This window comes from Streptococcus toyakuensis (assembly GCF_024346585.1).
In the GTDB taxonomy this organism is placed as follows: domain Bacteria; phylum Bacillota; class Bacilli; order Lactobacillales; family Streptococcaceae; genus Streptococcus; species Streptococcus toyakuensis.
This window is the reverse complement of the sequence record NZ_AP024523.1, coordinates 1,137,524-1,151,253: the sequence shown is the minus strand read 5'-3', so window position 1 is coordinate 1,151,253 and position 13,730 is coordinate 1,137,524. Positions and strand designations below refer to the sequence as shown.

Below are 13,730 nucleotides of genomic sequence, written 5' to 3'. Positions count from 1 at the left end.
GGAGAAAAACAAGATGACAAACGAACTAACACAAAAACAAATTACATCACCAGTTGCAGCACGCATTGGAGAAATGCAAAACGAGGGGCTAATGATTGCACAGAATTATAGCGTTAGCAATGCACTCAGTTCAGCATATTATGCTCTAAAAAATTCCAGCAGTGGGAATTTGCTCCAGATGTGCACTCAAGATAGTATCTACAATGCACTCCTTGACATGGTAACTCAAGGGCTTAGCCCTGCAAAGACTCAGTGCTATTTTATCCCTTACGGAAATACTGTTAAGTTGACTAGATCATATTTTGGCACTATGAAAGTTGTTAAGCAATTACCAGAAGTGAAAGATATTTATGCAGAAGTTATCTATGAGGGTGACAAATTCCAAATTAAGAACGAAAACGGTCGGAAAGTTTTTGTTAGCCATGAAACGGATTGGGTTAATGCAGACAATCCAATCGCAGGAGCTTATTGCATTATCGAAAAAGAGGATGGGGAGAAAATCCTGACCGTTATGACCAAAAAAGAAATTGACAAGTCTTGGGCACAAGCAAAAACAAAGAATGTTCAGAATAATTTTCCTCAAGAAATGGCTAAGCGCACAGTTATCAATCGTGCGGCGAAACAGTTCTTTAATACCAGTGATGACAATGACTTATTTATTGATGCTGTGAACCGTACTACAGAAAATGAGTATGATAACGAGCGCCAAGTGAAAGAAGCTGAACCAGTGAGAGAAGAAGTTGAAACATTAGATGATATTTTAAAAGCTCCTAGCACGCCCACAGAGGTCGACAACGTGTTAGATGGAGAATTTACCGCAGACACCAAAACACCCCCAAAAACGGCTGAAAAAACGGCAGATCCTGAAGAGTTAGCTTCTACCGAATACCCAGCAGATGAAATTCCAGATTTTGACGAAGAAACAGGCGAAGTTTTGGAAGAGATTAGTTTCTTTGAGGGAAACACGACCAACATTAAGGAGTAGGCTATGGAAGAACTAACACAAGAGAACTACTACCAGGATACAAGCTACTTGACCAACTCACGCTTTAAACGGTATCAGCAATGCCAGGCTAAGGCTTTTGCTTTGGACAGTGGGCAATGGGTAGAAGAGAGGGACGAGACCCCTCTCCTACTCGGAAACTACGTTCATAGTTACTTTGAAAGCGAAGAAGCACATCAGCAGTTCATGGATGAAAATGGTGACAAACTACTTGCTAAGACAGGCAAGAACAAGGGAAATCTAAAATCTGACTTTGTGATTGGTGATAAGATGATTGCAAGCCTAAAGGACGATGATGGATTTAATCATTTGTATCACGGTTATCCGTCAGATGAGGTTCAAAAAGAGTTGATTGTCTATGGAGAAATCGAGGGCGTACCAGTAAAAGGAAAGCTGGATAGCGTGAATCTAAGTCGTGGCTATTTCGTGGATTTGAAAACCATGAAGTCCATCTACGCTGAAGAACGGAGCGTAGAACTTAAAAAGAAAGTTCCTGCAGCAGTTAACAATATTCTGAACTTTGGATATCATGGACAACTTGGTCTATATCGTGAATTGCTGAAACAAATGACTGGGAATGATTTTAGACCATACATTGTAGCGGTCAGCAAGGAAAACGTTCCAGATCGTGACATTTTGAAAATCGATGATGAATGGCTTGAAGAAGGTTTAGACAAAATCAAGTCTGAAATTGTCGAAGTTTGGGATGTTATCCAAGGTCAGAAAGAACCTAAAAAATGTGGTCATTGCGATTATTGCAGGAGTCTGAAAAAACTGAATGCAGTAGTTAGCTTGAATGACTTGATTGAAAGTGATTATTAAGTTTGGAAAAGTGAGGAAAGAATGAAAATCTATATTGAACAAGATGACGTAAAATTGAGTTTTGAGAGAGCGCAGGAACTTGACTATTAAACCTTATTCAAAGCCTATCAAATGGTTACAGGGTCTGATGAAATTCTTGAGGATTTAAGTCAGAAAGAGCCCGGGGATACAAAGACAGTTTTTAAAATTGATGCTGAAAAAATAGCTGAAATAGATTCTGTCAATATCAAAGAAGCCACAGATAGATTGTCAGCAAAATTTAGCGGAAGTCCAGCGGTTTCGCAGAAACCAAGCGAGAAGGTAGATGTTGATTTACAATGCCCATTTTGCGGATGCACGAAGCGGTGGAAAGTCCCGTCTTACTTTAAATTCATGAATTGTCCTGACTGCCAAGGCTCAATTTTCTTATCTTGGGCGACAGGAGTTAAAGGGGAATTGGATGAAAATGGATTTTATTTCAGAGGGGACATCCCGATGAAATTTAAGGAGCAGACAGATGAATTCGAGGACATGTTTGCTGTTAGAGAATCAAAATAACCAAAACCAATTATTTCCATTTTGGAAACAACTCAAAAACCAACAAGCCGGGCATTCTTGTAAAACTGCGAACTAGAAAATGCGTCAGTGACACTTATGTGACTTTGGACGAATGACGCAAAGAATTTCACTCACGCTTGCCTTGCTCACAATTTGGCAGGCGTGGGGGTTTGGTCAGAAATATGAAACTTGAAAAAGGCGATTACGTGAAAGTTTTTAAAAATGGAGAATTTTTTAAAATTGTACAAATTAAAAATATTTACAGTGACTGTATCGAAACCAGCCACGGTATTTACAATCGAACCACACTTGCTAGCAGGTTGGATAAAGAGTGTCTAATATCTGGCACGGTATCGTGGGAGGATAAAAATGGAATGGATCAACTGGACAGAAATCTGTCCTGAAACAAAGTCTGAAATCATCGAAAAAATAGAAAATGATGGCTACACTTATCCACACTATGACAAGAAAAATAATGGTGTCAAGTACGTCATCTCTACACTGGACATCAAACGAGACTGTCTAAGAGTCGGAGTGTCATTTGAAGATGTGTACCCTTTGCAAACAACACTTTTTTAAAAGGAGAAAATAAATGCTAAACAAAATCGATATACCAGGAACAGCTATCACACTTGAAATCGTGGACAAGACCATCACGATCACCAATAAAATTGAATATGATATGCAGATGCATTTTAGAAATACAGATGCAGATGCTTCTCTTGATACAAGTGGCGACGTGTTTGAGCCTCTCTACTGGTTAGATATTAAGGCGACACCGAAAATGCCGACAGAGTATCATACGAGCCTTGGAATCAAGAGAGAAAAGCGCCACTTAGCCGAACTTCAGAAGTTCTTTGAGTTTGTTGAGAGTAATAAACGAAACCTATTTGATCTCTGTGGATTCAAGGGAGAACTACAATGAAATCTCTGACATTATCGTTAGACATTTCAACTACTGCGACAGGCTGGGCCGTATTTCACGGCTCTGACCTTGTCCAGAGTGGTGTCTTAAAACATAAAAGTAAGTCGTTCTTTGAACGTGGCCGGTTCATGGCTAGTGAATTGCGAGCGATTCAATCGAGAGCGCTCCATAAGTACGACTGCTATTTTGAATCGATTGTGGTCGAGAAGAACTCAGTCATGGGGCCAAATCAGCAGTCCATGATCAGTATTGGAATTGTGACAGGCATTATCCTTGGCCGACTGATTGCTGACAATGTATTTTTCGTGAATGTTTCGACCTGGCGCAAGTATTGGCAGTTTAGTTACAAAGACCGTAGCAAAAAATCGATGAAGCTGCAGGCAGTTGCTAAGGTGTCTGATGAATTCGACCTGAACGTCAAAGACGACGAGGCCGATGCGATTCTGATTGGTTCGTATTTTGTAAATCATGGCCAAGAATTTGGAAATCTGGAAAGCCACAAGGTTAGTTGAGGAGTTAGAAGATGAATAAGCAGGAATTGATTAAAGAATTTGAAGAAACCGGGATTCATGGTTTGAATATGTTTGGAACTGTAGTCAAAGGCATTCCGACCGAAACTGCAATTGATCTAATCAAACAACTAGACGAACCTCGACCAGTCAAAGTTTCGCAGTTTGTGGCGGATGTGATTGAAGGAGCAAGAGAACAAAGCCCAGAACTAGAGGATGCGTTGCATTATGCTTGTAGCGATGGAAGCCATGAATTTACAGAATGGTATCAAAAGAAATCCAACAGAGATCTCTTCGCCCGTGCATGGCTGGATGGATACGAGGTCGAGAAAGAGAAACGGTACTATGTAAGGTTTAAATGGATTGAATCATCATATAGTTACTTAACCTTTATTAAACGCTTTGACGCTTGGACGTTAGCGGATATAAAACTAGATAAAAAATTTCGTTCAGCACACACTCGCAAACAACTAGAAGATGCGGATTTCGGCTGGGTATTCGATTGCCCAGGGATTGAGATTGAGGAGGTGGAGGAATGACTAAAATCAGAACAACTACTCCTAAAGAAGAGACAGAACTTGAGTATTACGAACGAATACTCAAAATGCTACCGTTATACCCTAACCCTCTTTTATCACATGCTGTGGCTTATGTCAGCACCAAAATTGACCGATTGAAGGAAGCTGAAAAACGAAAATTAGATAGCAAGGAGGTCACAGAATGAAACGATTTATCGCAATCTGGATTTTGCTATCTGCTGGACTAAACATCTGGCAGATGGACAGGATTCGAGATTTGGAAGAAAAGAAGCCGATGGTTATCTACAAGGCTGATAACGCAGGCGCTGAGATTTTCGGTAAAGTCGTTGAAAAAGGACGACATGGCAAGTTGTATACAGTGACTATCAGAGATTATGGGATTTTCGTAGTTACTAGAGAGCAGTTTGAGAAGATTAGAGTAGGGGATGAGATATTACTATGAACACACTAGAAAACGTAAAACAATGGTTTATTGACCGTGACCTTGAAAACGGTGGACGACTAGACAAGCAGTCACTTAAGCTTAGTGAGGAGTTCGGCGAACTATGCGCTGGCTATCTCAAGAAGAATGAGCAACTGACCAAGGATAGTATCGGAGACTGTACAGTCGTGATTGTCGGTCTGGCCTTGCTGAGCAAAGTGGATGTGGATAGTATTTTTGAAGAGTCGAAGAATGTTAGAAAGAACGATATTATGACATCATTCGCGTACGCAAATACATGTATTAGCAACATTCAAACAGAACAACATCTGAAACTTATGACCTTACGTATAAAATCATTGACTCTATTGATTGGTCATCTAAAATCAATCAGCAATGCACTTGGTTATAGCTTCGAGGAATGTTTTGAACTGGCTTACCAAGAAATCAAAGACCGTAAGGGTAAATGGATTGACGGTACGTTTGTCAAAGAGGAGGATTTAGGATGATACCAAGATATAGAGCGTGGATAAAGAAAAGGCAAGAAATGGATAATGAAATTGACCACATCAGTTGGCTTGAAGATGAGCTATATTGTATTGGAGATGGAATTACTTACATGGTTTCAGCGGAAGATTTAGTGCTCATGCAATCAACAGGACTTAGTGATGAGCTTGGCAAAGAACTTTTTGAAGGAGATATTATCCTCTGGACCTATTGGGACGAATTTGAAGATAGTGGTAGCGCAAAGATTGTCTTTGATAAAGGTATGTTTAAGTTGTTAGATATACGCACAGAAAAAGAGGTCTGGGATAATCTATTTGACTGTATTGAAAACTGCAATGTATACCTTCAAGGCAACATCTACGAGAACCCTGAACTTATGGAGGATAAGGAATGAGACCAAAAAGATACCCTTTCAGTGGCGCTAAAAAAGAGAGTGAAACTAAGAAAATATCGTTAATGCTTAAAAAAGTCGATGAATCAGACTTGAAAGGAAGTGTTTGGGCGGAGCCTCTACCTCTCTATAGAAAAACAAGAGTCCATGTTGAGATAGAGGGATATGGGAAGAAAATCATAACCGAATTCAAAACAGATGATGTGGTTTTTTCTAAAAAAACTTCATTCTTTAAGAGGGCATTATTCAAAAGAGCTGAAATGATGTCTCAGTTTGATTTTAGAGAATCAACAATTGAAGAATGGAACCGAATAATCTTAGAACTTTTGGAGGCTATCAAATGGACCCAGAAATAATTGATAATATAAACAAACCAAGCCACTACCAAGGTCGGTATGGTATGGAATCTATCGATGTTTTAAGAAACTTCATGACACCAGAACAGCTGAAAGGCTTTTATCTAGGCAACAGCTTGAAGTATATACTACGACACCAAAAGAAGAACGGTCTTGAAGATCTGAAGAAAGCACGTAAGAACCTTGACTGGCTGATTGAGGAATTAGAGAAGAACTAAAAAAGCCCAATTCATAAGGACTAGGCTTCAAAGATGAAGTTGTAGAGTTGGACAACCTTCTGAAAACTGGTTGTATCCATGGTTGTGATTTTTTGAGCCCTGCGCTCTCTAAAGTCAAAAGTATAGAGTTGAAGTGGATTGACAGAGCCGTCTACCTTATTGGAACGCACAGGAACGAGCAGGTCTTGTTCTTCTAGTCTGCTTTGACCGTGTGTAATAGGACATACAGCTACAAATCCAGTCCGCTCCGAATATTCTCTACGCGAGACGACAATAGCAGGACGGCGTTTCTGAATCTCACGTCCAACAGACGGGTCAAAGTCAATCCAGATGATGTCCTGTTTTTCTGGGATGTAATCATATTTCGCTGTCAAGGAATTTCACCCCCTCGAAGTCATCTTCCATGCGTAGATCCGCATCACGACTAAATGGGTCTGGAATTTTTGGAGCTAGGACAATGACATTATCTACACCCTTGTAGACAAACATTTCCTGACCTTCTGGAACATTGAGTGTTTTCGGAATGGTCACAGTGACAGAGTTCCCAACCTTACGAGTTTTAACAGTATTCATTTGTTTCTCCTTTGCTTTGTATACATACAGTATACACCTAAAAACGGAGTAAGGCAAGAAAAAAGCCAGCACCCGGCTGACCCTCATAGTATAGTTTCGCATAACTATTATATCATGAGGAGGAGTTCGTGTGCAAATAGAGTTATTGGATATCATCGATGAAAAGAAAACCAGAAAGGAAGCTATCAAAGTACTAAAAAAATACAGTCGTCTGAGACGGATAGCTGGAGAAGAATACGCTCCGAAAATAACAATATCCTACTCGCTGGAGCCAAGGTCATCAAGTGGTCAGACAAGCAAGCAGGTAGAAAGCATGGTCGTGCGTAGAGTGTCAGCTCAGCAGGATTTAGAACTAATCGCTAAAGCAATCAACAATCTTTCCGATATGGAATACACACGTATCCTAATCGAACGATATTGTAGGAAGAAAAGGAGGGAAGACTACAGTATTTATTCAGAACTAGGCTACTCATCTAGTGAGTATTATCGGATATTGAACAAAGCTCTATTAGAGTTCGCGGAGTCCTATCAAGCAAGCAACCTTCTGGTTTACAAGTGATTTCTGGGAAAATCTTGGGAAAAATCTGGGAAAATCTTGGGAGAATTGGAACGGAAAAAGGTGCTAAAATAGTATTATCCAATGATTGGGCAACGAACAGTCATGTGGACTCCTAAAAATATAGAGGTTTCGGCCTCTTAGACAGTAAGGACAGGTTAGCAGGTTGTTTGGGTCTCCTTTAAAATTTTTACCAAGCGTGCGTTTTACTGCTAGACCAGCTGGTTCAATTCCAGCTACTGTCATTTGAGTGTTTGTGTCCCAGAATGGGGTAGGCAGTAGGCTTAGCATTCATATATCACTCATTAACTTAAAAATGGTTGCAGAAGCGACCGAACCTCGCATGGTTGCGTAGCTACTTATATCCTAGGTAAGTTATAAGCTAGAGGGTTTGATCCCCTCAGAGGTTGTAAATGACTACAAAAAAATAAATCAGAAAATTGATTTCTAATTAACACGCAAGGTAGTAGTCGCCTTGCAGTTGGAACGTAGCTCAGTTGGTGGAGCGATATGACTATAAAGGGTCTGAAACGTAGGCAGGTTCGAGTCCTGTCGTTCCAATTGCGATTTTAATTCGCAGAGAGGTCTTAAGAAGGTCGCACATCGTGTGGCTTTTTTGATTTACAAAATAAACAAATCAGGGAGGAGGGCATGGAAAAAAGCGAACTAGCACGCAAAGACTATGAGGCAGGAATGAAGTACAAAGACATTGCTACTAAACATGATGTCTCAATCAACACAGTCAAATCATGGCAACGTAGGCATAATTGGACTCGTATAAAAAAGGGTGCACCCAAAAATCCAAGAGGTGCACCCAAAGGGAATAAGAACGCAGTTGGTCATGGAGCGCCTAAAGGCTCGCAAAATGCCCTTAAACACGGTCTGTTTGCTAAGTATCTACCGCAAGGAGTGCATGAGATATATGAGCAACTGGCAGATAAGCAACCAATTGATATTCTTTGGGAGAACATTCAGCTAACCTATGCTAATCTTTTACATGCCCAGCGCATTCTGTACGTTCAGGACGTTGATGATACAACCACTATGCTTATTGCAAGCACAGCAAAAGGCGGAGAAAGCTATGAAGTTCACACTGCTTGGGATAAGCAGGGTAAGGCTTTAGCTGCAATTGCAAGAATACAGTCAGAACTTAGAAATATGATTAAAACATATGATGAATTGACTCGCTCAAACCTTGCTACAGAGGAGCAGAGATTGAGAATTGAGATTCTGAAATCTAAACTGCCTGACAATGAACCTGAGAACGTTCATGATGATGGTTTTATCAAAGCATTAGAAGGGATAGTCGAAGAAACGTGGCGAGAAGAAAAATAAAGACCAGTACATTCGAATTCCAACCTTTTAGCAGAAAACAGAATAAGGTGCTAAGTTGGTGGCTTTGGAATTCTCCAGTTCATAAGTCGGAGGGTATTATCGCAGATGGCGCTATCCGTTCTGGTAAGACTGTCTCTATGAGCCTAGCGTTTGTCATCTGGGCGATGACATCATTCAACCATCAGAACTTTGCGATGTGTGGTAAGACAATTGGCTCTTTCAATCGTAACGTTCTGAAACTGTTGTTGGTTATGATACAGTCAAGAGGTTTTAGCTACGTCTATCATCGGACGGATAACCTGATAGAAATCTCAAAAGGCGATGTGTCGAATGATTTTTATATCTTTGGTGGTAAGGACGAGAGTTCACAGGATCTTATTCAAGGTTTGACATTGGCAGGTATTTTCTTCGATGAAGTAGCGCTTATGCCTGAGTCGTTTGTTAACCAAGGCACAGGGCGGTGCTCTGTTACAGGTTCCAAGTGGTGGTTCAACTGCAACCCAGACGGACCTTATCATTGGTTTAAAGTCAACTGGATAGACAAAGCGGAAACTAAGAATATGCTTTATCTGCATTTTGATATGGACGATAACCTTTCTCTTTCAGAGAACATCAAGAAACGTTATAGAAGTCAATATCAAGGTGTTTTCTATCAGCGCTACATCCAAGGTCTTTGGACGGTTGCAGAAGGTATTGTCTACGATATGTTCAGTAAGGATAAGCATGTTGTATCAACTTTGCCAGAAATGAGCAAGCTGGGCAAATATGTTTCAGTCGACTACGGTACGCAAAATGCGACCGTTTTTCTTTTATGGGAAAAAGACATCAATGGCAAGTATTACTTGACAAGGGAATACTATTACTCAGGTCGTGATGAGAACGTACAAAAAACCAATGCTGAGTACGCTGATGATCTAACTGCTTGGTTAGGAGATACGAACATCGAACGTATTATTATTGACCCGTCTGCTGCTTCATTCATTGCTGAATTGAAGAAGCGAGGATATAAAATCAAAAAAGCTAGAAATAATGTCCTTGAAGGCATTCGTTTTGTTGGGTCTATGCTAGGCCAAGAGAAAATAGCAGTACATGAGAATTGTGTGAATACGCTGAAAGAGTTCCACGCTTATGTCTGGGACGAGAAAGCCTCTGCGAATGGCGAGGACAAGCCTATCAAACAGTTCGACCACGCAATGGACGCCCTACGTTATTTTTGCTATACAGTATTATTCAAGTCAGGAGGTATGACTGTTTGGAAATAGAAGTAATTAAAAAGATAATCTCGTCGCAGATGGTCAAACATGGAAAGTTTGTCTCACAAGCAGCTGAAGCCGAGAAATACTATCGTAACGAGAATGATATTAAACGAAAGCGTAAGCCTGCCGATAAGAAAGGCGCAGAGAACGAAGCAAAAGCAGAAGATAATGCCTTTCGTAATGCTGACAACCGTATTAGTCACAATTGGCACCAGTTATTGCTTGACCAGAAAAAGGCTTATGCGTTGACCTATCCACCTACATTCGATGTGGACGATAAAAAGGTAAATGATATGATCGTGGATGTCTTAGGAGATGATTATGAACGTATCAGTAAGCAGCTTTGTGTGAATGCTGGGAACGCTGGCATCGCTTGGCTTCACGTTTGGAAGGACGCTAGTGATAACTCGTTTAGATATGCTTGCGTGGACTCAAAAGAAGTAATACCAATCTACTCAAAGTCTTTGGATAAGAAGTTGATTGGGGTACTGCGAGTATACTCTAGCATTGATGAAACAGATGGCAAGAATTACACTGTTTACGAATATTGGAATGATAAAAAGTGTTCTTTCTATCGTCACGAAGAAAATAAACCACTGGAAGAATTAGAGACATTCCAAGCAATCTCTTTGGTTGATACCATGAATGGCGACCGCTCAAGTGACAATAGCTTCAAGCATGATTTCGGCCTTGTTCCTTTTATTCCGTTCAAGAATAACGAAATTGAGACCAATGACTTGAAGCCAATCAAAGACCTAGTTGATGTTTACGACAAGGTCTTTAGTGGATTTGTCAATGATACAGACGATGTTCAAGAGGTTATCTTTGTTCTTACAAATTACGGTGGACAGGACAAGCAAGAGTTTCTTGAAGATTTGAAACGCTACAAGATGATTAAGATGGACAACGACGGTATGGGGGACCAGTCAGGAGTTACAACCATTGCGATTGACATTCCAACCGAAGCAAGAAATATGATTTTAGAGCGGACTAAGAAACAAATCTTTATCAGCGGCCAAGGGGTTAACCCTGAAACAGATAAACTAGGGAACAGTTCAGGCGTTGCTTTGAAGTTCCTTTACTCTCTTTTAGAGTTAAAAGCTGGCAACATGGAAACTCAGTTTAGAAGCGGATATGCCACACTTGTTAAGATGATTTTGAAACATCTAGGGTTATCCGACAAACTCAAAATCAAGCAAACATGGACACGGAACTCAATCAATAACGATACAGAAATGGCTCAAGTGGTTTCTACTCTTGCAACTATCACATCAAGAGAGAATGTAGCTAAATCGAATCCAATTGTAGAAGATTGGCAGGATGAACTACGCTTGCAGAAAGCTGACCAAGAGGGACAATCTGAAAAACTCTACGACATGGAAGAGGTAGAGCATGAGTCGGAAACTGAATAAAGAAGAGAAGATTGCTTTCATCGAATCTCTCGATGACCTCAACCGAGAAGAGAAAGACAGATTGCTATATGAGCTGGCTCAGATTGACGACCTCGGCGAGATAATAGACTACATCGATAATTTATACCACAGAACACTAAAACGCATTACAGGGCGTTTAGAGGCGTTTGAGAGGGTATCTAAAAATCGTAGTGACTCATTACCATTTTATCTGTTATCCCTGACTAAGACTGACCAATTGAAAACCAAGCAAGAGATTGCCAGCTTTGTTAAGAAACATACTGATTTAACAGAGTGGTCAAAGTCAATAAAGGTCAAAACAAATGCAGATGCCTTGTTTGCTGGTGTTGAGATGGATATCGCTGAAATGACTGGCAAAATCAACAAGCGAATAGAAACACATCTCAAACAAACCTACCAAGAAACCTACTTAAATCGTGCTTACAACTACCATAAACAGACCAAAAGAGAACCGAATTTCAAGCCTGAGCGTCTAGAAGAAGAGTATCTTCAAAAGGCAATCAACGAAAACTTCAAAGGCAAGAGGTTTTCCGAGCGTGTTTGGGGTAGCAATATGGATGAATTGGTTAGTAGAGTAGAATCGCTTGTAACCAATGATTTAAACCGAGGTTATCCCGTAGACCAGTCCAGTAAACTTCTAGCAATTGAGTTCGAACGTGCTCGTAATCGTGCGGTTACTGTTTTGCAGACGGAAACGAACGGCATTCAGGCTCAAGCAACGCTGGATGAATATCAGGACGACAATATCAAGAAGTACAGGTATCTAGCGACCTTAGAGGTTCACACATGCCCTATTTGTGGTGAGTTGGATGGTAAGGTATTTCTTGTTAAGGATGCAGAGAAAGGTGTAAATTACCCGACCATGCACCCTCGCTGTCGATGTACAACAGTTCCTGCCTTAGAAAAAGGTGGGAAACGCTATGCAAGAGATATTGAAACAGGAAAAGGCTACGAGGTAGATAGTGGTCAGACCTTCAAGGATTGGCGAAAGCAACAACTTGATAAGTATGGCCAGACTGCTATCAAGGACAAGCTACAAGCTGAACGATTGGAAAAGGACAGAGTCCGCAGAACCAAGGAGCAGTTCATAGCTTATAGGCAGGTTTTAGGCTCTCAAAATATGCCCAAAACATTTGCAGGCTTCTATGATTTGAAGTATAATGATGTTGAGGGATACAAGGAACTAAAAGACCGCATCAGATGGACAAAATCCAAGTTTCCTACCGAGAAATCTTTAAATGGACATTTCAAAAATCATGGGAAAGAGTTCGGAGCGGAAAGCCCTGAAGAATATCAACAATTGGCTAGAAATTTATTATCTTCTGTTGTCTCTAAAAATATTATAGGTTATGATACTGGAGAAAGAAGAGTTCGATTTAATCGAGAAACGGGGACAATTGCGATTGGGAAAAGAAATGCCTCAGGAAAAGCGAGAATAACAACTATGTTTAAGCCAGATGATGGAGAGGAATATTACCATGACGACTATAAAAAAGAATATAATAATGATTGACGGATGGGAACATGTGCATTGCCCCGTATGTGGAAATTTAGTAGAAACTTATGATATTTGTGATGTTTGTCATTGGCAAAATACGGGAGCATTTAATATTGATGGCGGTCCTAATAAAATGACACTTGCGGAGGCTAAAGAAGCTTACGCAAAAGGTTTACCGATTAGATAAACAAGCACCTAGAGAAATCTAAGTGCTTTTCTTATTTTTAATTTTTTTCAAAAAACCTCTTGACTTTATGGTAACACAGTTATATAATAATTGTGTTACCAAGAAAAGAGGTGATAACATGGTAGCAAAACTCGGAAGACCGAAAAGTGAAAATCCTCGCAGAAATAATACAAGACTTCGTATGACTGATGAAGAAGTAGAAATGTTAGAGTATTGTGCTGAACAAACAGGAAAGACGAAGACGGAAATTTTAATGCTAGGACTAGAAAAGGTCTACAACGAAATAAAAAAATAGCCTAGAACCCACTAACGCCAATCAGATGGTTCTAAGCTATCACCACAGAAGTGTTTCTGCATGAAATATTATATCATGCTGGGACGCTCTTTTCAAGATACACGAAGGAGTGTTTTTATTATGGCAAAAATTGAACTTTTAGACAGTTACGAAGATTTACTAAACTATGTTGAAGAAATCCGTGAGAGTATGGATTTGATTCACAATTGGCTAGCAAAAGAGCCAGATTGGGATAGTCAGTGTGAATTATATGAATTTATTGCTCAACATAGCTCACAATTCGCTGTATTGAATCTTATCATGTACAGGCTGGATAGTCTTAAAGATGAGCATCGTACCATTATTGATAATTATATTAAAGGGGTCTAA

23 protein-coding genes and 1 tRNA gene are annotated in these 13,730 nt (G+C 40.1%); 22 read left to right on the top strand and 2 right to left on the bottom strand.

Annotated elements, in window-relative coordinates:
• The first annotated feature begins 13 nt into the window (after positions 1-13).
• From STYK_RS05930 to STYK_RS05870, 13 genes are all read left to right on the top strand, one after another.
• Positions 14-985: a recombinase RecT gene (locus STYK_RS05930; RefSeq protein ID WP_261804693.1), complete on the top strand. Its 972-nt coding sequence runs from the start codon at positions 14-16 to the stop codon at positions 983-985.
• A gap of 3 nt (positions 986-988) precedes the next feature.
• A complete protein-coding gene (locus STYK_RS05925; protein ID WP_261804692.1) occupies positions 989-1,825 on the top strand; it encodes a PD-(D/E)XK nuclease-like domain-containing protein in 837 nt (278 codons plus the stop codon).
• Between the two features lie 111 nt (positions 1,826-1,936).
• A complete protein-coding gene (locus STYK_RS05920) occupies positions 1,937-2,362 on the top strand; it encodes a hypothetical protein (RefSeq protein ID WP_261804691.1) in 426 nt (141 codons plus the stop codon).
• Positions 2,363-2,731: 369 nt separating this feature from the next.
• Entirely contained in the window at positions 2,732-2,941 is a 210-nt protein-coding gene (locus STYK_RS05915) for a hypothetical protein (protein ID WP_261127995.1), read from the top strand.
• Positions 2,942-2,954: 13 nt separating this feature from the next.
• Positions 2,955-3,287, top strand: a complete 333-nt coding sequence (locus tag STYK_RS05910) for a hypothetical protein (RefSeq protein ID WP_261804690.1) — start codon at positions 2,955-2,957, stop codon at positions 3,285-3,287.
• Positions 3,284-3,799, top strand: coding sequence for a RuvC family protein (locus tag STYK_RS05905; RefSeq protein WP_261804689.1), 516 nt, complete (start codon positions 3,284-3,286; stop codon positions 3,797-3,799). The genes STYK_RS05910 and STYK_RS05905 overlap by 4 nt, the downstream gene beginning before the upstream one ends.
• 11 nt (positions 3,800-3,810) lie before the next feature.
• Positions 3,811-4,335 carry a DUF1642 domain-containing protein gene (locus STYK_RS05900; protein WP_261804688.1) on the top strand — a complete coding sequence of 175 codons (525 nt, stop codon included), beginning with the start codon at positions 3,811-3,813 and terminating at the stop codon, positions 4,333-4,335.
• Positions 4,332-4,520, top strand: coding sequence for a hypothetical protein (locus STYK_RS05895; protein WP_261804687.1), 189 nt, complete (start codon positions 4,332-4,334; stop codon positions 4,518-4,520). Before STYK_RS05900 ends, STYK_RS05895 begins: the two co-directional genes overlap by 4 nt.
• Positions 4,517-4,777, top strand: a complete 261-nt coding sequence (locus STYK_RS05890) for a DUF1372 family protein (RefSeq protein WP_261804686.1) — start codon at positions 4,517-4,519, stop codon at positions 4,775-4,777. Before STYK_RS05895 ends, STYK_RS05890 begins: the two co-directional genes overlap by 4 nt.
• Positions 4,774-5,265, top strand: coding sequence for a MazG-like family protein (locus tag STYK_RS05885; protein WP_261804685.1), 492 nt, complete (start codon positions 4,774-4,776; stop codon positions 5,263-5,265). The genes STYK_RS05890 and STYK_RS05885 overlap by 4 nt, the downstream gene beginning before the upstream one ends.
• Positions 5,262-5,657, top strand: coding sequence for a YopX family protein (locus tag STYK_RS05880; RefSeq protein WP_261804684.1), 396 nt, complete (start codon positions 5,262-5,264; stop codon positions 5,655-5,657). The genes STYK_RS05885 and STYK_RS05880 overlap by 4 nt, the downstream gene beginning before the upstream one ends.
• Positions 5,654-6,010 (top strand): hypothetical protein, encoded by a 357-nt coding sequence (locus tag STYK_RS05875; RefSeq protein WP_261804683.1) that lies wholly within the window; start codon positions 5,654-5,656, stop codon positions 6,008-6,010. The genes STYK_RS05880 and STYK_RS05875 overlap by 4 nt, the downstream gene beginning before the upstream one ends.
• Complete coding sequence (locus STYK_RS05870) at positions 5,995-6,228, top strand: DUF3310 domain-containing protein (protein ID WP_261804682.1); 234 nt, start codon at positions 5,995-5,997, stop codon at positions 6,226-6,228. The genes STYK_RS05875 and STYK_RS05870 overlap by 16 nt, the downstream gene beginning before the upstream one ends.
• A 20-nt stretch (positions 6,229-6,248) precedes the next feature.
• Here STYK_RS05870 and STYK_RS05865 read toward each other — a convergent pair whose 3' ends face one another.
• Positions 6,249-6,602 (bottom strand): type II toxin-antitoxin system PemK/MazF family toxin, encoded by a 354-nt coding sequence (locus tag STYK_RS05865; RefSeq protein WP_261804681.1) that lies wholly within the window; start codon positions 6,600-6,602, stop codon positions 6,249-6,251.
• Complete coding sequence (mazE, locus tag STYK_RS05860) at positions 6,586-6,801, bottom strand: type II toxin-antitoxin system PemI/MazE family antitoxin (RefSeq protein ID WP_261804680.1); 216 nt, start codon at positions 6,799-6,801, stop codon at positions 6,586-6,588. Before mazE ends, STYK_RS05865 begins: the two co-directional genes overlap by 17 nt.
• A 130-nt stretch (positions 6,802-6,931) precedes the next feature.
• On the opposite strand from mazE, the gene STYK_RS05855 reads away from it, so the two are divergent.
• From STYK_RS05855 to STYK_RS05815, 9 genes are all read left to right on the top strand, one after another.
• Entirely contained in the window at positions 6,932-7,360 is a 429-nt protein-coding gene (locus tag STYK_RS05855; RefSeq protein ID WP_001165369.1) for an ArpU family phage packaging/lysis transcriptional regulator, read from the top strand.
• Between the two features lie 479 nt (positions 7,361-7,839).
• A tRNA-OTHER gene (locus STYK_RS05850) sits at positions 7,840-7,918 on the top strand.
• A gap of 90 nt (positions 7,919-8,008) precedes the next feature.
• Positions 8,009-8,692, top strand: a complete 684-nt coding sequence (gene terS / locus STYK_RS05845; RefSeq protein ID WP_261804679.1) for a phage terminase small subunit — start codon at positions 8,009-8,011, stop codon at positions 8,690-8,692.
• Complete coding sequence (locus STYK_RS05840; protein WP_261805383.1) at positions 8,689-9,954, top strand: PBSX family phage terminase large subunit; 1,266 nt, start codon at positions 8,689-8,691, stop codon at positions 9,952-9,954. The genes terS and STYK_RS05840 overlap by 4 nt, the downstream gene beginning before the upstream one ends.
• Positions 9,945-11,360 (top strand): phage portal protein, encoded by a 1,416-nt coding sequence (locus tag STYK_RS05835; RefSeq protein WP_261804678.1) that lies wholly within the window; start codon positions 9,945-9,947, stop codon positions 11,358-11,360. The genes STYK_RS05840 and STYK_RS05835 overlap by 10 nt, the downstream gene beginning before the upstream one ends.
• A complete protein-coding gene (locus STYK_RS05830) occupies positions 11,341-12,894 on the top strand; it encodes a minor capsid protein (RefSeq protein WP_261804677.1) in 1,554 nt (517 codons plus the stop codon). Before STYK_RS05835 ends, STYK_RS05830 begins: the two co-directional genes overlap by 20 nt.
• A complete protein-coding gene (locus STYK_RS05825) occupies positions 12,887-13,066 on the top strand; it encodes a CPCC family cysteine-rich protein (protein WP_223335869.1) in 180 nt (59 codons plus the stop codon). Before STYK_RS05830 ends, STYK_RS05825 begins: the two co-directional genes overlap by 8 nt.
• Positions 13,067-13,184: 118 nt before the next feature.
• Positions 13,185-13,361, top strand: coding sequence for a hypothetical protein (locus tag STYK_RS05820; protein ID WP_261804676.1), 177 nt, complete (start codon positions 13,185-13,187; stop codon positions 13,359-13,361).
• Between the two features lie 120 nt (positions 13,362-13,481).
• A complete protein-coding gene (locus tag STYK_RS05815; protein WP_261804675.1) occupies positions 13,482-13,730 on the top strand; it encodes a hypothetical protein in 249 nt (82 codons plus the stop codon).